Source organism: Rugamonas sp. DEMB1 (assembly GCF_029834475.1).
GTDB lineage: Bacteria > Pseudomonadota > Gammaproteobacteria > Burkholderiales > Burkholderiaceae_D > Rugamonas > Rugamonas rubra.
This window is the reverse complement of sequence record NZ_CP122407.1, coordinates 2,723,239-2,741,570: the sequence shown is the minus strand read 5'-3', so window position 1 is coordinate 2,741,570 and position 18,332 is coordinate 2,723,239. Positions and strand designations below refer to the sequence as shown.

The window sequence follows — 18,332 nt, the reverse complement described above, 5'->3', positions numbered from 1 at the left end:
GCAACCCGGCCGGTATAATGGGCGCAATGAATGAGCCCAACCTCCCCCGCTTCATCCCGCAAGGCCTGCGCCCCACCCCGGAACAGACCGCCATCCAGCTGGCGCAGAACAAGGTGGTGCTGATCGACGCCAACGCCGGCGCCGCCAAGACCACCACGCTGGCCATCCGCATCGGCGAGGCCATCGCCCGCAAGCTGGCGCCCGAGCAGATCCTGGCGCTCACCTTCACCCCCGAGGCGCGCGACGTGATGCGCCAGCGCCTGCTCGACGTCGGCGTGCCCTACGCCACCGTGGCGCGCATCGCCGTGCTGACCTTCGAGGACTTCGCCGCCCGCGAGCTGGCCCGCATCGACAGCGACGACGCCAAGGCCTGCCCGCAGCCGCGCCAGCTCAAGCCCTACGCCCTGGCCGCCATCGAGCAGGCCGGCGCGCGCTTCGGCGGCCTGTATGAAGACCTGGACCTGCGCACCCACAACATCGCGCTGAGCCAGTTCCTCGACGTGCAGCTGAGCCTGAAGGCGACGATGGGGCTCGAGCAGGTCGACGTCGACTACCTCGGCCCCGAGGAGTGCGCCGAGCAGCTCAACATGACCCTGACCGACTTCCTGGTCGCCACCGAATACGAGCGCATCCGCCTGGGCAGCCGCGAGGGCGCGCTGTTCCGCGGCCCCTTCGACGCCACCTACGACCTGGCGCGCAGCCTGTCGGCCATGCCCGACCTGGCGCAGGACATGGCGGCCTACCGCGTCGTCGTCTGCGACGAGCTGCACGACTTGAACGAGGCCGCCTTCCGCATCCTCAACGCGCTGATCGCCAAGCCGAGCTGCTTCTTCGTCGGCGCCGGCGACAAGGACCAGGTGATCCACGCCAAGCTCGGGGCCAGCGAGGACTTCCTGCGCCACCGCTTCGGCCACAGCTACCCGAATTTGGTGCGCTACCCGCTCACCTACACCTACCGCCACGGCCCGCACCTGGCCTACGCCATGGCCGAGTTCAAGCACAAGCCGGTCGACTCCAACCTGCCGCTGCGCACCGAGATCCGCGACGGCCACTACGACAACGCCGCCGGCCACGACGCCTGCGCCGAGCAGGCCGTGGCCGCGCTGGCGCAGTGGAAGCGCGACGGCAACCCGCTCGACGGCTGCGCCATCCTGATCCGCGACCGCCACCAGTCGGTGGCCATCGAGAACGCGCTGATGCGCGCCAAGATCGGCTACCGCACGCAGGAGATGGCCGGCTACCTGCAGCGCGACGAGATCCTGTTCCTGCGCGGGATGATGGCGCTGGCCTTGGACGACCTGCAGGCCGTCAAATCCTACGAGGTGCGCACCGGCATCGTCGAGGCGCTGGCGATCTTCGCCGAGGTCGAGCTGACGCCGCAGAAGATGGAGCAGGCCAAGTTCGCCATCGCCAAGGACCCGCAGCTGCTGCGCGACTTCTTCAGCGCCTACATCAGCAGCGACGAACGCGAGCAGTCGCGCGCGGCGGCGCGGCAGATCACCGAGGTCATCGCCAGCCTGAAGGAGGCCGGCGCCGAGGCCAACGCCGAGCAGGCGCTGCGCGCCGTCTGCGCGCAGATGCACCTGGAGACGGCGGCGCGGCGCATCTTCGTGCGGCCCTACGACGCCAGCGTGGTGGCCAAGTCGCTCGCCGGCTTCCTCGCGGCGGCGGCCGGCACCGGCATGTCGCTGCGCGACTTCTGGGCCTGGATCAACGCCAGCGAGGCTTTCGCCAGCCGCAAGCGCGACAAGGACGTGGTCGCCATCGAATGCGTCGCCAACGCCAAGGGCAAGGAATACGCCCACGTGCTGCTGCCCTTCCTCGAGGTGGGCGAGTTCCCCAGCCCGCTGTGCGCGCTGCGCGACGAGGAGAACCTGTTCTACGTCGCCGCCACCCGCGCCAAGGCGCGCCTGACCCTGCTGTCGCCGAGCGAGCCGGCGCAGCGCAGCCCCTTCATCGCGCAGATGCGGCTGGCCAAGACCATGGCCGCCGCCGACGCCGCGCTGGGCCGCAACGAGGACCGCCCGCGCCCCGCCGCACCGGCGCGCCTGTACCTGAGCGCCACCTTCCACGAGCGCATGGAGGTCAAGGCCCTGGGCGCCGAGTACGACCTGGCGCGCAAGGCCTGGTTCGTGCCCGCCGGCCTGGACCCGAAGCCGTTCGCCCGCTGGATACGCGGCTAGCAAACGACTTGATACGGCGCGCTTGGCTTTTGCGCACAGTTGTATCGGTTACAATTTCGTCTTGAGCGCCCGGCACCCGGCAAGGGCGCGCAGCCAAGAAATCGCCTGACCATGCAGCTTCACCCCCGTCATACCGCCAGCCGGCAGCCGCGTCGCGGCGCCGCCGGCCGCGTCTTCGCGCCATCCGCCGCGCTGCTGTGCGCCCTGCTCTGCACCTGCGTTCCCGCCGCCGCCCAACAAATCGCCTGGCTGTGGGACGAGGCCGAACTGCCCGCCTGGTCGGCCCAGGAGGCGGCCGTGCTGCACCGCCATGTGCTGCTCAGCGGCGCCGCCATCCGCACCCGGCCGCGCATGCGCCAGCCGGCGCTGGCGGCCGGCACCCGCGTCACGCCGGTGCTGCACGTCGAAGTGAGCACCGTGCATCCGCCCGAGGACATCGAGGGCAGCCGCGCGCTGATCGTCGGCGCCGCGCTCGACGCCGCCGCCGACAGCAGCTCCGGCTGGGTCCAGCTGGACATGGAGGCCAAACCCTCGCAGCGCCAGTTCTACCACTCGCTGGTGCGGCAAATCCGCGCCGCGCTGCCGCCGCGCATGCGCCTGAGCGTCACCGCGCTGACCTGGTGGTGCCGCTCGCCCGCCTGGCTCGACAACCTCGACGCCGACGAGGTGGTGCCGATGTTCTTCCGCATGGGCCGCGACAACGCCGAGCTGCGCGAACTGATCGAACACCAACCGGAGCGGCTGCACCAGCGCTGCCGTGGCGGCACGGCCGGCTTCTCGCCGCAGGAACCGTTCAGCGCCGAGGTCGAGGCGCGCTACACCAAACGCTATTGGTTCGACCGGCGCGCCTGGCGCCGCTCCACCTTCACCCCCACACAAATCGTTTCCCAATCGAGGACCACCCCATGATGCTACGCCTGATCGCCGCCGCCTGCGCGGCCCTGGCCTGCGCCGCCGCCACCGCCAGCGGCGGCGACGCCTACGACCGTTTCGTCAACCGTGGCGCCAGCGACATCGCGCCGGCCCGCTACCAAAACGGCGAACTGGGTGTGCTGCTGCCCAGCTTTGAACGAATGTACCTGTACGCCGCCTGGCGCGCCATCGCCCTCGGCGCGCAGGAATTGAAGAGCCAGCCCAACCGCAGCGGCGGCCTGGAGCGCGCCCTCGGCAGCAAGGCCGGCGGCTGGCTCGACGCCGGCGACGGCGCCAAGGTCTACGCCGCCTGGCAGGGCGCCGTCGGCAGCGCGCTCAAACGCGCCCCGGCGCCGAAGAACGACAACGACATGCTGGCGCGCGGCTATTTGAACTGCCCGACCGGCGCCTACAGCTTCGCCACCGACACCTTGAGCGGACTGGCCAAACGGGCCGACGCCACGCCGGCGCGCTTGGCGGCCTGGGTGGCCAGCCAACGCCAGGTGTTCAAGTTCTGCGGCGACGACCCGGACGCGCCGCAGCGCGGCTACGGCGCGCCCAAGGTGGTGCTGGCGCCGCCGGCCGAGCTGCCGGCCACCGAGGCCTTGTACTGGCGCCAGATGCAGCAATACCAGCTGGCCGCCGCCGCCTTCTACGACGGCAACTACACCGTCAGCGCGCAGCGCTTCGCCCAGATCGGCGCCACTGCCGACCACCCGTTGCGGCAATGGGGCGACTACCTGAACCTGCGCTCGCTGGCGCGCGCCGCCAGCCAAGCCGCAAGCCAGGCCGCCGGCCAGGCGGCCGAGCAGAACCCGGCCGCGGCGCGCCTGGCCAAGGCCGGCGCCGCCGGGCTGCAGGAGGACCGGCTGGCCGCCATCACCGTCGCCGCGCAAGAGATCCAGCGCGACCCGGCGCTGGCCAGCCTGCACGAGGCCAGCCGCGCCATCGTCCGCGCCATGCAGGTGCGCTTGACGCCGCAGGCCCGCTTCGAGCAGCTCAGCAGGCTGCTCGACGAGCCGCGCGCCGATCCGTACCTGGACGACCACCTGGGCGACTGGCGCGTGCTGGCCGACGACCGCCTGTCCGAATGGACCAGCAAGGACAAGCAGGCCGCGTCGCAGCAGCTACGCGGCGCCACCGGCTTCATCGACTGGATACAAACGCTGCAGCAATGCGGCGCGCGCCCGGATGGCGCCAGTGACAACACCACCGCCGCCACCACGGCGGCCGACGCCGGCTGCGCGCCGCAGCGCGCCCACGCCCTGCAGCAGTGGCGCAAACGCGGCGGCGACGCCGGCCAGACCCGTGTGTGGCTGGTGGCCGCCGCCGTCAAGGCCGGCCAGATGCCTGCCGACCTGGAGCAGGCCGCCCTGAAGGTGCCGGCCGGTTCGCCCGAATACCTGACCCTGCGCTACGCGCTGGCGCGCCACTACCGCATCAAGGGCCAGGCCGAACAGGCGCGCGCCATCGGCGACGCCATGCTGGCCAGCCCGGCGCTGTCGGCCAGCGCCTCGTCGAACGCGCGCAACCTGTTCCTGCAGGAGCGCTTCGCCGTGGCCGCCTCGCCATCCGACGCCGCCAACTACCTGCTGCGCACCGTCAGCCGCAGCGCCGACGCCGACACCGGCGAGAGCGCGCGCGCCGCCGAACCGCCGCAGGTGGCGGCCGACGGCCTGCGCTGGCTCAACGGCGGCTTGAGCACCGCCGAGTTGCTCGCCCTGGCCGGCCATCCGAAACTCGACGCGGGCCTGCGCGCCAGCATCGCCGTGGCCGCCTGGATGCGCGCCGACCTGCTCGGCCAGGGCGAGCTGGCCTTGCAGGCGGCCCAGCTGGCGCAGGCGGCGCCGGCCCTGGCCGAGGCCATGCGCCAATACCGCACCCTGCCCGCCGCCCCGGCGCGGCGCCACGCGATGGTGTTGAGCGCGCTGCGGTACGGCCTGTCGCCGGTCGTCAACGGCAGCCGCATCGAGGCCGACAGCAAGCCGCGCGACAAGGCCGAGGCGCTGGCCGACCTGTGGTGCAAGATCCCCACCGGCGCCGCCGGCTGGGGCGCGCCGGACACCGAGATCGAACTGTCGCCTCCGGCACCGGAGACCGGCCGCGCCGACGCGCGCGGCAAGGAGATGGCGACCCTGGGCGCCCTGCCCACCTCGACCGGCTTCGTCGGCGCCCACGTGCTGCAGCGCGCCGCCGCCGTGCCGGCCGACCCGGACCTGCCGTGGCTGCTGCACGTGGTGGTGCAGTCGACCCGTGGCGGCTGCCTGGATGCCGACGCCAAGGCCTTGTCGAAGAACGCCTTCAAGCTGCTGCACAAGCGCTACATGGGCGACGAGTGGGCGCGCAAGACGCCCTACTTCTACTAGGGGCGACGAGTACCGAAGTGCTGGCAAAGCCAACGCCGCGTCAGTAGGGTCAGACCCTAGGGTCTGACCCTTGCTCTTCGCCGGTGGAATGTGCCGGCATCCAGGCGCCCTGGATTCCAAAAAGAACGAAAACGTCCCAGGCGCCGGACATTTCAACGCCTGATCGCCGCCGGCGCGGCGGCCAGGCCCGGATTGTCCTTGATGACGACGCGGCGCTGCTCCTCGATGCGGCGGATCTTCTCCTCCACCTTGGCGATGTCGGCCGCCGGCAGGCCGGCCGCCCTGGCCCGCTCGACGTCGGCGCGCAGGGCCGGCAGCTCGCTGTCGGCCGCCGCCACGTAGGCGCCGAGCATGCGCTGCTTCTGCCCCTGTTCATACTGGCGATAGGCCTGCGGGTCGGCCAGCTGGGCCGCGCTGGCGCGCTGCGCCGGCGCCTCGTCGCGCTGCAAAGGCGGCGTGCGGCTGTCGCCGTGCTCGCGCGCCTCGGCCATGCTCAACCAGGCCGAACGGTTGCCCTCGAGCGGCGGCAAGGGCACGCGCTGCAACGCCCGCTCGTCGTCGGCGATGGCCGCGAACCACTGCCCGGCCGCCGCCGAAGCGGAGGCCGCGCCGGCGGCCGGCGCGGCGCCGTCCCGCGCCGTCCCGGACGACGCCAACGGCGCCAGCGCAACCTGCTGCGGCCAGCTCCACCAGGCCGCCGCGCCCAGCAACAACAAGCCCGCCAGCCCATAAGATGGTTTCATGATGCCGTCCCCAACAGCTGCAAAGCTTGGTCCAACACGCCGCGATTGAGTTCGATGCGCGCCTCGCGCAGCACGCGCGCGCGCAGCGCGGCCAGTTGCGCCAGGGCCTTCTCGCGCGCCACCGCGTTGCTGGCGACATAGCGCACCGCCTCCGAGTCGGCCGCCTGCACGCCGTCCACACGCTGCTCGACCAGCACGATCTCCCAATACGCCGGGTCGTGCGGACCGACCGGCGCGCGGATCGGCCGCGACACCTCGCCCTTGTCCTGGGCGAAGGCCAGCTGCGCCAACCAGTCCGGCTTGCCCTCGTGTTTGATCCAGCCGAGCTCGCCGCCGTTGCGCGCGTCGGCCGCACGCGAGTGGCGCCGCGCCAGCGCGGCGAAATCGCCACCGGCGCGCAGCTCGCCATACACAGCCTGCGCGCTGGCCTCGTCGGGCAGGCGGATGTGCCGCGCCTTGACCCGCTCGATGCGCGCGAACTCCTCTTGGTGCCGCTTATAGTAGGCCTGCACTTCGGCCGCGCCCACCTGGCGCGCCAGCTGCTCCAGCAACGGGCTGCCGGAATCGGTGTCGATGCCGATGCCGTGCAGCCGCTGCAAGGCCAGCACCGCCTCCTGGTCGGCCAACACGCCGCGCAGATCGTCGACGGCGGCGGCGCCGAAGCGGCCGCGCGCCCAGTCGAGCACGAACAGCGCGGCCAGGCTCTGCACCGCCTGCTGCTGCACGAAGTCGGCCTGGCGGGCGAACAGCTGGGCGCGGCCCTGCACGTTCTGCCGGCGGTAGATATCGTACAAGCTCAGCGCGCCTTTGCCGCCGTTGGGCATGGCGTAGCGCAGCACGACGATGGCCTTCGCCCGTGTCTGCTGCTGCTCGCCCAGCGCCAGCTCCAGGCGCAGCTGGCCCGGCTTGCCGAACACCGCGTCGAGCGCCGCGCCGTCGAGCGCCGGGCGTTCGGTGACCACGCCGTTCAAGTTGCCGCCTGGCAGGCGCAGCAGCACCTGTTCCAGCTCCTTGCCGTACAGGCCGCGCAGGCTGCCGGCCAGCTGGTCGTCCAGCGCCACGTCCTGCGCGAAGCCGACCCGCTGGCCGGAATACAGCGCCGCCTCGCCGTAGCTCTTGCGCGCGGCGGCGGCCAGCAATCGCTCGCTGATCAAGGTCTCCAGGACCGCCGTGCGCGACACCTGCGGCTGCTTGGCGCGCGCCAGACGCCAGGCGGCGTCCAGGGCGAAAGCGTGCAGCGGCGCGCCGTTGACGCGCGCCGCCAGGGCGGCGTCGCGCACGGCGTAGTTCACCTCGGCGCTCGCCGGCAGGGCTGCCGCCAACGTCAGGCCGAGCAGCAGCCCGCCCAACAGGGCACGCGGCGAGGCCACCGGGCGCCGTTGGCGCCGGCCGGCGAGCGGCGCCGGCTCCGCCGCCAAGCCCGTCCCCCGCTCGTTCAATTGGCCAGCCGCTCGGCGGCGCGGTTCAGCACGTGGACCACCATGGCGATCGAGTGCGGGATCATCTGCCGGCCGACGCGGCTGCGGTCGGCCTGGTCCTTCGACGACAGCACGATGCCGCCGTTGGCGTAGGAGTAGGTGCCGCCCTGGGTCAACAAGGGACGGATGTCGATACCGTCGGCCGGCACCGGCGTGTAATCGGCCAGCGCCGCCGTCACCAACGCCGGATTGTTCAGGTTTTCCTTCTCGTAGTAGTCGAGCACCCACTGCTCCCAGCCGCCGTGGTCGTGCGCCGAGCTGGTCCAGGTGTGGTGCGGCTGCAGCAGGTCGGTGGTGTGCAGCACGAAGCCGAGCGTCTGCGCGGTCGGCTGGGCGAGGAACTGCTGCCACCAGTACTGGCCCAGGTTGTCGATCGGCTGGAACGGCGCCTTCTCGAAGTCGGCGTACTGCGCGGCGGTGGAACTGCCGCCCAGGCGGTAGTGCGCCTCGGTGACGCCGAAGCTGTTGTATTTGCTGCTGTCGCCGAACAAGCCCTTCAGGCCGCCGGCGCCGTCGTCCAGGTAGTCGCCGTAGAGCCAGCCGGCGGCCATGTTGTCGACGTCGCCTGCCACCGCCAGCTTGGCATAGTTGTAGCCGCCGAAGGGGTTGCCGTGCACGTCGGCGCCCGAGGTGTGGTTCTGGAAGTGCCAGTAGGAGGTGTATTTGACGATGCTGGCGCCGGCGCCCCACACCGGCGCCTGCTGGCAGTTGCCGGTCGTGGCGCCGCACAGGTAGGTGTCGGCGAAGTCGTCGACGTCGTAGGCGCCCTGGCCCAGCGCCTTGGCGAACTGGTCCATGGTGTAGCCGGCGCGCGTCACACCGGCGGCCAGCTTGGCGTAGTTGGTGCTGGCCGGGTTGGCCTTCATGTAGTCGATCGCGTCGAGCACGATGCGGCGGTGGGTCTCCTGCTGCCAGGCCTGGGCCGGTGCCTGCGCCAATACGCCGAGGGCCAGACCGGCCGCCAAAATCGCTGATTTCATCTTTACCCCTATTGTTTTTTATTGAGAAAGTTGATGCAAGGCAACAAGTCTACAACAGAAAATGGATCGCGGAGTTGTTCTTATGGCATTGGAATGGCAGGTATTTTAGAGCAAACGCACTACTGTTTTGTGATTTTTACAAGAATGTTGGGATAGCGCTACCAGCGCTCGTCGCCCCTTGAGGGCCGTCACGGCCAGCCAGGCGCGCTAGGCCAGCGACCCGGGCGCAACCACGCCGATGGCGCGGAAGGCGGGCCGGCAGAACAGATATCCCTGCATCAGCTCGATGCCGGCCGAGCGCAGGAAATCGCGCTCGGCCGGTGTCTCTATGCCTTCGGCCAGCACGCGCACGTCCAGCTCCCCGCAAATCGACACGATGCCGCGCACGATGGCCTGTTTGGCCCGGCTGCTGTCGACATCGCGCACCAGCTCCATGTCGATCTTGACGATATCGGGCTGGAACTCGGCCAGCAGGTTCAAGCCGGCGTAACCGGCGCCGAAGTCGTCGATCGCCGTGCTGAAGCCGAAGCGGCGGTACTCGCGGAAGATGTTGACCAAGTGGGCCCGGTCGGTCACCTGCTCGCCCTCGGTCACTTCGAAGATGATCCGTTCGATGGGGAAGCCGTACTCGCGCGCCGCCGCGAAGGTGCTGCGGATGCAGGCCTCGGGCCGGTACACGGCGTTCGGCAGGAAATTGATCGACAACAGCTCCTGGATGCCCAGCTCGGCCGCGCCGCGTATCGCCTTGACGCGGCAGGCCTGGTCGAACTGGTAGCGGTTGCTGTCGTTCACCTGGGCCAGCACCGACTGGGCCGACTCGCCGTTCGGCCCGCGCACCAGCGCCTCGTGGGCGAAAACGCTGGCGGTGCGCAGATCGACGATGGGTTGGTAGGCGTACTCGAAGTCGAAACCGAGCGGCACCTCGCTCTTACATTGGCCGCAGCCGGCAGGGCCGGCTTCGTTGGGGGCAATCGGAATCATGGGCGCGGCCTCGTGGTGGAAAACGGCGAGCAGCCCAGGGCCGCGACGCGGCATGGTGCTACGCCAAACACGATTCCGATTGTAGTGCAGATCGGCCCCTGCGGCGGCTTTGTTGTACGCAGGCATCAGGAATCGGCGCGGCGCCACGCCAGCCGCGCCAGCAGCAAGGCCGGCAACAACAGCCCGGCGAAGCCGCACAGCACAAAGGCGTAGGCGCCGGCGACGGCGCCGCCGGCGAAGGCCAGCACCGGCCAGCACAGCACGGCGGCGCGCGCCCGCGCACCGTCGTGGCCGCGCAGCCAGTCGACCAGTTCGATCACCAGCTGGGTCACATTGCCCGTCATGACCGTGGTGGCGGCCCCGCCCGGCATCAACAGCTTGCCGTAGGCGTTCTGCACCGCCATCGCCGCCGCGCACACCATGCCGGTCAACAGCACGCCGGGCGCGCCGGGCCGGGCCGAGGGCGCCGCCAGCCAGCCCAGCGCGGCGCCGGCCGACAGCAGCAGCAACTGCAGCAGCATGCAGTTGCGCAGCGCCGGCGCGTCCAGGCGCTGCCAGCGCAGCACCAGCGCCCGCGTCAGGCCGACGAACAGCACGAACACGGGGAACACCAGCAGCTTGAGCAGGATGTCGTGGCTGGGCTGTACCAGGGCGCGGCCGATCAGCACGAAGTTCCCCGTCACATGGGCGGTGAACAGGCCGAACAGGCCGATGAAGCACAGGGTGTCGACATAGCCGGCGACAAAACCCAACAGCGGGCCGTCCATCGGCGCCGCGCCGACCGGCGCTTGGCTGGCCGCCATGTCAGCGCCGCCCGGCCGCAGCCGGCCCTTGCAGGTCGTGCCAGGCCACCAGCAGGAAGGCGCCGGCCAGGCCGAGGTGCTCGTAGAAGCTGTTCGCCGCCATGAAGCGCTCCATGCCGGCCATCTCCCAGTAGCGGTTGGCGACCAGCGTTGCGGCCAGCGTGAACAGCGCCAGGAAGCCGGCGCCGAGCCAGCGATAGAAGCCGCCCAGTATCAGCGCCGAGGCGCCCAGCTCGCCGGCGATGACCAGCGCCGCCAACAGCCAGGCCGGCGCCAGGCCGAAATGGCGCATCTCGCCGACGGCGCCGGCGAAGTCGCTCAGCTTGTTGAAGCCGCCCTGCAGGTAGGCGGCGCACAGCAGCAGCAGGCACAGCCAGCGCACTGCGGGCGCGCCGGCCAGCGCGCGCAGGCGGCCGCCGATGCCCGGGCGGTCCGCCGCCGCGCTTGGTTGGCCCGGTGGCCGCTGCGCCGCTTGCGGTGATGGTTGCTGCGCTGTTTGCCGCGCTGGCGATGCTTGCCGCGGCGGTCGGTTCATGGCGTCGCGCTCCATCTCACACCGCCCAACAGGCGCAGCCCAGCGCGCCCCAGAAGCCCTTCAAGTCGGCGATCGGCAGCTTGCTGGTCCAGGCGGTGGCGTGCTGGTGGCCGTGCACATTGCACTGGTGGGCGCAGCCGCAGGCGGCCTGCTGCTGGCGCCGCAGCAGTTCCTGCTTCTCTTGCTCCTTGCGCGCTGCCGCGCCACGGCCCAGTTGCTCGCCCCAGCCGGCGTAGCCGCCGAAGCGGCGCACCGGCGACCAGTCCGGCATGGCCGGCGGCGGCGCCTGGTCGAGTTCGGCGAACTCGCCGGCGGCGTAGACCACCTTGCCGCCGACGATGGTCAGGCGCGCGCTCATGTCGGCGATCTCGCTTTCGGCGCAGGCGAAGAAGTCGCGGTCCGGCACCATCAAGTCGGCCAGCTGGCCCACCTCGATGCGGCCCTTCCTGCCCACCTCGTTGGAGAACCAGGTGGTGTTCTCGGTCCACATGCGCAGCGCCGTCTCGCGGTCCAGGCAATTGGCGCGCGGGTACATCTGCATGCCGCCCACGGTTTTACCGGTGACCAGCCAGGCCAGCGAGACCCACGGGTTGTACGAGGCGACCCGGGTGGCGTCGGTGCCGGCAGAAACCTTCACGCCGGCCGCCAGGATCTTGGCCACCGGCGGCGTCGCCTCGGCCGCGCCGTGGCCATAACGCTCGACGAAGTACTCGCCCTGGTAGGCCATGCGGTGCTGCACGGCGATGCCGCCGCCCAGCGCGGCGATGCGGTCTATCGACTGGTCGGAGACGGTCTCGGCGTGGTCGAAGAACCAGTTCAATCCCGCCAGCGGGATCTCCTGGTTGACCTTCTCGAACACGTCGAGGGCGCGGCTGATGGTCTCGTCGTAGGTGGCGTGCATGCGCCACGGCCAGCGGTTCTGCGCCAGCACCCGCACCACGCCCTCCAGGTCGTCCTCCATGTTGGCCGGCATGTCGGGGCGCGGCTGGCGGAAGTCCTCGAAGTCGGCCGCCGAGAAGGTCAGCATCTCGCCGGCGCCGTTGTGGCGGAAGTAGTCGTCGCCCTGCTGGTAGGTCGAGCTCTTGGTCCAGTTGAGGAAGTCGTCCTTTTCCTGCTGCGGCTTTTGCGTGAACAGGTTGTAGGCCAGGCGGATGGTCAGCTGGCCGGCGTCGGCCAGCTGCTGGATCACCTGGTAGTCCTCGGGATAGTTTTGAAAGCCGCCGCCGGCGTCCAGCGCGCCGGTCACGCCGAGCCGGTTCAGCTCGCGCATGAAGTGGCGCGTCGAGTTGAGCTGGTACTCCATCGGCAGCTTGGGCCCTTCGCCAGGGTCGAATACAGGATGGCGGCGTTGGGCTTGGCCAGCAGCAGGCCGGTCGGGTTGCCGCCGGCGTCGCGCAGGATCTGGCCGCCGTGCGGCTCAGGCGTGTCCTTGCTGTAGCCGACGGCGCGCAGCGCGGCGCCGTTCAGCAGCGCGCGGTCGTACAGGTGCAGGATGAACACCGGCGTGTCCGGCGCCGCCGCGTTGAGCTCCTCGATGGTCGGCAGGCGCTTCTCGACGAACTGGTGCTCGGTGAAGCCGCCCACCACGCGCACCCACTGCGGCGCCGGCGTGATCGCCACTTGCGCCTTGAGCATGGCCATCGCGTCGGCCAGGCTGCGCACGCCGTCCCAGCGCAGCTCGAGGTTGAAATTGAGGCCGCCACGGATGATGTGGATGTGGTTGTCGATCAGGCCGGGCAGCACGCGCTTGCCCTTCAGGTCGATGATGCGCGTGGCCGGGCCGGCCAGCGCCATGATCTCGTCGGCGCGGCCGACGCGGCTGAAGCGGCCGTCCTTGATGGCCACCGCCTCGGCGTGCGGATTGCCGCGGTCGAGCGTGGTGAACAGGCCGCGGTGCAGGATCAGGTCCGGGTGGGTGCTGCTGGATTGGCTGGTATTGCTCATGTCGGGGTGCTCCGGGGTGAAGGGTCAGGCGTCGGCCTTGGCGGTCTTGCTCTTGTCGGCGGCGCCGGGCAGTTGGCCGAAACAGTGCGGCTTGACCTGGTCGCCGAACCAGGCCACCTTGGCCGCCTCCGGCGCGCGCCACTGGCGTACCAGCGGGGGGATTTGTTCGCCCAGCAGGATGCCGAGCAGGCCGACCAGGGCGATCACCGGCGGCGCCGGCGAGCGCACGTCGAGCACGCCGTAGATGACGCCGACCAGCAGCCCCGCCGCCAACGATACCAAATAAATTTTCATGATGAGGCTCCAATGGATGGGGCGCCGGGGCGGCCGCTCCCGTCCCGCCAGGCCCGCCGTCGCGGGCAGGCGCAGCGAGGCGGAGCGAGGCGGGGCGCGGCCGCGCCGGGCTTAGCCCTCGTGGGCGTTGAACATGGTCTGGGCGTAGATGATGCCCAGGCCGTAGGCGCCGCCGAACTTCTTGGCGATGCCGGTGGTCAGCTCGTAGGTCTCGCCACGGGCCCAGTCGCGCTGCAGCTCGAGCATGTACTGCAGCGAGGTCATCGGCCGCGCGCCGGCCTGCACCATGCGCTCCATGGCGCGCTGGTGCGCCTCGGGCGAGACGTCGCCGCAGCAGTCGGCGATCACATACACCTCGTAGCCCTGCTCCAGCGCCGACAGCGCCGGGCCGACGATGCACACCGAGGTCCACAGGCCGGCCAGCACCAAGCGGTCCTTGCCGATGGCGTTGACGCGGGCGATGACGTTGGCGTCCTCCCAGGTGTTCATCGAGGTGCGGTCGCTCACCTCCAGGCGCGGGAAGGCGGCCTTGATCTCGTCGAAGATCGGACCGGAGAAGCTCTTCTCGGCCACCGAGGTGACAATGGTCGAGACGCCGAAGCCGGCCGCCGCGCTGGCCACCAGGGCGGCGTTGCTGCGCAGGGTGACGGCGTCGATCGAGTGGGTGGCGAAGGCCATTTGCGACTGGTGGTCGATCATGATCAGCGTGTGGTCCTGCGGCGAGATCAATTGCGAACCGGGGGTTGGGGTGGCTTTGATGGACATGGTGGTTTCCTTTGCGTTGAATGGGATGGGATGGGGCTCAGCCCTTGATGAAGGCGAGCATGTCGGCGTTGAGCTTGTCCTTGTGGGTGTCGGTCAGGCCGTGCGGCGCGCCGGCGTAGACCAGCAGCGTGGCGTTCTTCACCAGCTTGGCGGCGGCGCGGCCGGCGGCGTCGATCGGCACGATCTGGTCGTCGTCGCCGTGCACGATCAGGGTCGGGATGTTGAACTTCTTCAGATCCTCGCTGAAGTCGGTCTCGGAGAAGGCCTTGATGCAATCGTAGGTGTTCTTGTGGCCGGCCTGCATGCCCTGCGCGCACCACCAGTTGATCATGCCCTGCGAGACCTTGGCGCCGGGCCGGTTGAAGCCGAAGAACGGGCCGCTGGCGATGTTCTGGTAGAGCTGCGCGCGGTCGGCCAGCGAGCCGGCGCGGATGTCGTCGAACACCTTCAGCGGCAGGCCGCCCGGGTTGGCGGCGGTCTGCAGCATTTGCGGTGGCACCGACGAGATCAGGCCGGCCTTGGCGACGCGCTTGGTGCCGTGGCGGCCGATGTAGCGCGCCACTTCGCCGCCGCCGGTGGAAAAGCCGAACAGCACGGCGTTCTTCAGGTCCAGCTTGTCGATCACCTGGGCCAGGTCGTCGGCGTAGTGGTCCATGTCGTTGCCGTCCCACGGCTGGCTGGAGCGGCCGTGGCCACGGCGGTCGTGCGCCACGCAGCGGTAGCCCTGCGAGGCCAGGAACATCATCTGCGATTCCCAGCTGTCCGAATTGAGCGGCCAGCCGTGGCTGAAGACGATCGGTTGGCCGTTGCGCGGCCCCCAGTCCTTGTAATACAGTTCAACGCCGTCGCGGGTGGTGATAGTGCCCATCTGTTTGACTCCTTTGGAATGTGAATGGTGTGGCGCCTGGGCGGCGCCGGCCTTCTGCGCCGCCATCGCAGCCAGCGGCAAGCCGGCGGCAAGCGCGACGCCGGCCCCCGCGCCCGCACCTGCCAGCAGCACGCTGCGGCGGCGCCGGTTCAATTCCGGCGCCTGGTCTTCTGTTGTCATTGCTTGCTCCCTGGTGGTGGTGGTGACCCGCCGCCGCGCCCTCACGGCGCACCACGGCGAGTACCACCAGAATAGCCAGCGGCGTGGCTTGGCGAATCACCAATACAAGTGAGCGCAGCCTCCCCCCTTGGAGGGAGCCGGCCGGCGCGCACACGGCGTTATCTTTGCGTCAAGTCGATGCTAAGATGCCGGCCATGCGATTTCACACTTTCCCATTGCCGGCGCGGCGCCTGGCCGCGGCGCTCGCCCTGCTGTTGACGGTCGGCCCCGGCCAGACCCAGGCACCGCCACAGGCGCGCGCTGCGGCCCCCGCCCAAGCGGCGCCCGGCGCGGCGCGACCACGCCTGCTCGACGAATTCAGCCACACCAGCTGGGGTGCGCAGGACGGCGCGCCGGTCGACGTGTTGAACTTCGTGCAGACCAGCGACGGCTGGCTGTGGCTGGCCACCGCCACCGGCCTGTTCCGTTTCGACGGCAAGCGCTTCGAGCGGATGGACGCCATCGACGGCCACGCCCTGTCGTCGCCCAACGTGCTGGCGATGTACGCGCCGCCCGAGGGCGGCCTGTGGCTGGGCTACCGCTTCGGCGGCGTCAGCCACTTCCACCACGGCCGCGCCGAGCACTACGGCGTGGCCGAGTGCCTGCCCGACGGCGCCGTGATGCACTTGAGCCGGGCGCCGGACGGCGTGGTCTGGGCCGCCACCCGCGACGGCATGGCGCGCCTGCTGGAGGGGCGCTTCGTGGCGGCCGGCGCCGAGCTGGGGCTGCCCTCGCGCATCGGCCGCCAGGTGATCTTCGACCGCGCCGGCACGCAATGGATCTCGATGCAGGGCGGCGTCTACTTCCGCCGCCGTGGCGAGCAGCGCTTCGCGCCGGCCTGGCCCCGGCTCGACCTGATGGGCATGGGCCTGGCGCCGGACGGCACCTTGTGGGCCTCGGACGCGGTCGACAGCTACTACCGCATGCGCACCGAGGCGCCGCCGGCCGGCACGCCGGCCAAGGCCGAGCTGCCCGGCAGCGGCATGCACTTCGACCGCGACGGCAGCATGTGGCTGATGCGCGCCGACAGCGTGCAGCGCCGCCTGCCCGAGCGGCAGAATCTGCCGCCGCCGCCGGGCCAGCTGCTGACCCGCGACCACGGCCTGAGCGGCGGCCTGCCGCAGTGCTTCTTCCAGGACCGCGAGGGCAATGTGTGGATCGGCACCTCGGCCGGCGTCGACCGCTTCCGTCGCAACCGCCTGGCCACCGTGCCCACCGAGGCGCAGCTGGACCACGCCTTCCTGCTGCCCGGCGCCGACGGCGGCATGCTGGTGGGCGACCGCGCCGGCCCGCTGCGCCTGTTCGGCCCGGAGGGCCAGCGCGGCGTCCTGGCGCGCGCCTTCGTCTCGGCTGCCTACCGCGCGCCGGACGGCGCCGTCTGGCTCGGCGCCGAGCAGGAACTGTGGCGCCGCGACGGCAGGCGGATGCGCCGCATCGCCCGGCCGGCGGCCGCCGACGGCTACGACCTGCAGGCGATCAGCCACGGCGGCGGCGCCGACATGTGGTTGTCGTTCTCGCGCGCCGGCCTGTACCTGCTGCGCCAGGGCGACTGGATCAAGAACGGCGGCCTGGCCGGCCTGCCCGACAGCTACGCCGTCAGCCTGTTGACGCAGGACGACGGCGTGCTGTGGGCCGGCTATCCGCGCAACCGCGTCGCCCGCGTCGAGGGGGGCCGCGTCGCCGTGTACGACGCCGCCCAGGGCCTGGAGCTGGGCGCCGTGCTGACGCTGCACCGGCGCGACGGCCAGCTGTGGGCCGGCGGCGAGCGCGGCGTGGCCTGGTTCGACGCCGCGCGCCGCCGCTTCGTGCCGCTGCGCGGGCGCGGCGGCGAGGACTTCCGCGGCGTCTCCGGCATCGTGCGCAGCGGCGCCGGCGAGCTGTGGCTGTTCGGCGCCGACGGCCTGAGCCACATCGGCGCCGCCGAGCTGGCCGCCGCGCTGCGCCGGCCCGGCAGCGGCGTCGCCTACGAGCGCTTCGACGCCCACGACGGCCTGGTCGGCGCCGCCGCGCAGATCCGCCCGGTGCCTTCGCTGGTCGAGGCCTCGGACGGCCGGCTGTGGTTGTCCACCGCCAGCCAGATCAGCTGGATCGACCCGGCCGCCATCCGCCGCAACCGCCTGCCGCCGCCGCTGCAGATCCAGGGCGTGACGGCCGACGGCCGCGCCTACCCGGCGCGCGCCGGCCTGGCGCTGCCGGCCAACACCCGCGCCCTGCGGCTCGACTTCACCGCGCTCGGCCTGTCGATGCCGGAGCGGATCGCCTTCCGCTACCGGCTCGACGGCTACGACGCCGACTGGCACGATCCGGGCCGCCTGCGCCAAGCCTTCTATACCAACCTGGCGCCGGGCGACTACAAGTTCCGCGTGATGGCGGCAAACGAGGACGGCATGTGGAACCCGCAGGCGGCCGAGCTGCGCTTCAGCATCCGCCCGTCCTTCGTGCAGACCGGCTGGTTCACCGCCCTGTGCCTGGCCGTGGCGGCCGGCCTGCTGTGGCTGCTGTACCTGCTGCGCATGCGCCAGGTCACGCGCCAGCTGCAACAGCGCATGGTCGAACGCCTCGACGAGCGCGAGCGCATCGCCCGCGCGCTGCACGACACCTTCCTGCAAAGCGTGCAGGGCCTGATCCTGCGCTTCCAGACCCTGCTCAAGCGCCTGCCGGCCGACGGCGAGGCGCGCGCGCTGGCCGAGAAGATCCTCGACCAGGCCGACGCGGTGATGGTCGAGGGCCGCAACCAGCTGACCGGCCTGCGTGTCGAGCCCTCGCACGGCGGCGACCTGCCGCTGGCCTTCGCCCAGTGCGGCCAGGCGCTGGAGGAGCAGTACCCGCCGCGTTTCAGCCTGGCGCTGACGGGCGAGCCGATGCCGCTGGCGGAGAACGCCTGCGAAAACGTCTACCACATCGGCCGCGAGGCGCTGCAGAACGCCTTCCAGCACGGCGCCGCCGGCGAGGTGGAACTGGAGCTGATCTACGGCCGCGGGCAGTTCCAACTGCGCGTGCGCGACGACGGCAAGGGCATGGACGAGACGGTGCTGCGCGCCGGCCGGCGGCCCGGCCACTGGGGCCTGACCGGCATGCGCGAGCGCGCCGGCAAGATTCCCGGCGAGGTGGAGTTGTGGAGCGCTCCCGGCAAGGGCACCGAGGTGACGCTGCGGGTGGTGGCGGCGCGGGCCTACGCGCGCGCGCCGGCGCGCACCTGGCTCGGCCGCCTGAACGGCTGGCTGGCGCGCAGCGACAGACTGCGCTAGCCGCGCAGGAGTT

General features: G+C 71.1%; 13 protein-coding genes and 1 pseudogene. 4 read left to right on the top strand and 10 right to left on the bottom strand.

The genetic code is table 11. The features are described 5' to 3' along the window. Positions 1-26: 26 nt before the first annotated feature. The 3 genes from QC826_RS12420 to QC826_RS12410 all read left to right on the top strand — a co-directional run bounded on the left by QC826_RS12420 (position 27) and on the right by QC826_RS12410 (position 5,461). Positions 27-2,183, top strand: coding sequence for an ATP-dependent helicase (locus QC826_RS12420; RefSeq protein ID WP_279765894.1), 2,157 nt, complete (start codon positions 27-29; stop codon positions 2,181-2,183). Positions 2,184-2,294: 111 nt separating this feature from the next. Next, on the top strand, positions 2,295-3,092 hold the full coding sequence (locus QC826_RS12415) for a hypothetical protein (RefSeq protein WP_279765893.1): 798 nt from the start codon (positions 2,295-2,297) through the stop codon (positions 3,090-3,092). Beyond that, a complete protein-coding gene (locus tag QC826_RS12410) occupies positions 3,089-5,461 on the top strand; it encodes a hypothetical protein (protein ID WP_279765892.1) in 2,373 nt (790 codons plus the stop codon). The genes QC826_RS12415 and QC826_RS12410 overlap by 4 nt, the downstream gene beginning before the upstream one ends. Positions 5,462-5,613: 152 nt before the next feature. On the opposite strand, the gene QC826_RS12405 is transcribed toward QC826_RS12410, so the two are convergent. The 10 genes and pseudogenes from QC826_RS12405 to QC826_RS12360 form a co-directional block, all read right to left on the bottom strand. Beyond that, a complete protein-coding gene (locus QC826_RS12405) occupies positions 5,614-6,204 on the bottom strand; it encodes a hypothetical protein (protein ID WP_279765891.1) in 591 nt (196 codons plus the stop codon). Beyond that, the gene (locus tag QC826_RS12400) at positions 6,201-7,574 is read right to left on the bottom strand and encodes a peptidylprolyl isomerase (RefSeq protein WP_279765890.1); all 1,374 of its coding nucleotides are present in this window, start codon (positions 7,572-7,574) and stop codon (positions 6,201-6,203) included. The genes QC826_RS12405 and QC826_RS12400 overlap by 4 nt, the downstream gene beginning before the upstream one ends. Before the next feature lie 65 nt (positions 7,575-7,639). After that, entirely contained in the window at positions 7,640-8,662 is a 1,023-nt protein-coding gene (locus tag QC826_RS12395; RefSeq protein WP_279765889.1) for a phospholipase, read from the bottom strand. A gap of 207 nt (positions 8,663-8,869) precedes the next feature. Next, positions 8,870-9,643, bottom strand: a complete 774-nt coding sequence (locus tag QC826_RS12390) for an EAL domain-containing protein (RefSeq protein WP_279765887.1) — start codon at positions 9,641-9,643, stop codon at positions 8,870-8,872. Between the two features lie 125 nt (positions 9,644-9,768). After that, entirely contained in the window at positions 9,769-10,446 is a 678-nt protein-coding gene (locus tag QC826_RS12385; RefSeq protein WP_279765886.1) for a YoaK family protein, read from the bottom strand. Between the two features lies 1 nt (position 10,447). Then, positions 10,448-10,867 carry a DoxX family protein gene (locus QC826_RS12380; protein ID WP_409567876.1) on the bottom strand — a complete coding sequence of 140 codons (420 nt, stop codon included), beginning with the start codon at positions 10,865-10,867 and terminating at the stop codon, positions 10,448-10,450. Between the two features lie 130 nt (positions 10,868-10,997). Then, positions 10,998-12,925: pseudogene (locus QC826_RS12375) on the bottom strand (amidohydrolase). Between the two features lie 24 nt (positions 12,926-12,949). Further along, positions 12,950-13,219, bottom strand: coding sequence for a DUF1427 family protein (locus QC826_RS12370; protein ID WP_093390412.1), 270 nt, complete (start codon positions 13,217-13,219; stop codon positions 12,950-12,952). A 111-nt stretch (positions 13,220-13,330) separates the two neighbouring features. Next, complete coding sequence (locus QC826_RS12365) at positions 13,331-13,984, bottom strand: hydrolase (RefSeq protein WP_279765885.1); 654 nt, start codon at positions 13,982-13,984, stop codon at positions 13,331-13,333. A gap of 37 nt (positions 13,985-14,021) precedes the next feature. Then, entirely contained in the window at positions 14,022-15,032 is a 1,011-nt protein-coding gene (locus tag QC826_RS12360; protein WP_279765884.1) for an alpha/beta fold hydrolase, read from the bottom strand. A gap of 194 nt (positions 15,033-15,226) precedes the next feature. On the opposite strand from QC826_RS12360, the gene QC826_RS12355 reads away from it, so the two are divergent. Then, a complete protein-coding gene (locus tag QC826_RS12355) occupies positions 15,227-18,319 on the top strand; it encodes a sensor histidine kinase (protein WP_279765883.1) in 3,093 nt (1,030 codons plus the stop codon). Positions 18,320-18,332: the final 13 nt, after the last annotated feature.

Excerpts from the sequence above, each read along its gene's own strand:
- QC826_RS12405 (WP_279765891.1), bottom strand. The coding sequence starts at position 6,204 with ATGAAACCATCTTATGGGCTGGCGGGCTTGTTGTTGCTGGGCGCGGCG.
- QC826_RS12415 (WP_279765893.1), top strand. The coding sequence starts at position 2,295 with ATGCAGCTTCACCCCCGTCATACCGCCAGCCGGCAGCCGCGTCGCGGC.
- QC826_RS12365 (WP_279765885.1), bottom strand. The coding sequence starts at position 13,984 with ATGTCCATCAAAGCCACCCCAACCCCCGGTTCGCAATTGATCTCGCCG.
- QC826_RS12355 (WP_279765883.1), top strand. The coding sequence starts at position 15,227 with ATGCGATTTCACACTTTCCCATTGCCGGCGCGGCGCCTGGCCGCGGCG.
- QC826_RS12370 (WP_093390412.1), bottom strand. The coding sequence starts at position 13,219 with ATGAAAATTTATTTGGTATCGTTGGCGGCGGGGCTGCTGGTCGGCGTC.
- QC826_RS12360 (WP_279765884.1), bottom strand. The coding sequence starts at position 15,032 with ATGACAACAGAAGACCAGGCGCCGGAATTGAACCGGCGCCGCCGCAGC.
- QC826_RS12395 (WP_279765889.1), bottom strand. The coding sequence starts at position 8,662 with ATGAAATCAGCGATTTTGGCGGCCGGTCTGGCCCTCGGCGTATTGGCG.
- QC826_RS12410 (WP_279765892.1), top strand. The coding sequence starts at position 3,089 with ATGATGCTACGCCTGATCGCCGCCGCCTGCGCGGCCCTGGCCTGCGCC.
- QC826_RS12385 (WP_279765886.1), bottom strand. The coding sequence starts at position 10,446 with ATGGCGGCCAGCCAAGCGCCGGTCGGCGCGGCGCCGATGGACGGCCCG.
- QC826_RS12420 (WP_279765894.1), top strand. The coding sequence starts at position 27 with ATGAATGAGCCCAACCTCCCCCGCTTCATCCCGCAAGGCCTGCGCCCC.
- QC826_RS12390 (WP_279765887.1), bottom strand. The coding sequence starts at position 9,643 with ATGATTCCGATTGCCCCCAACGAAGCCGGCCCTGCCGGCTGCGGCCAA.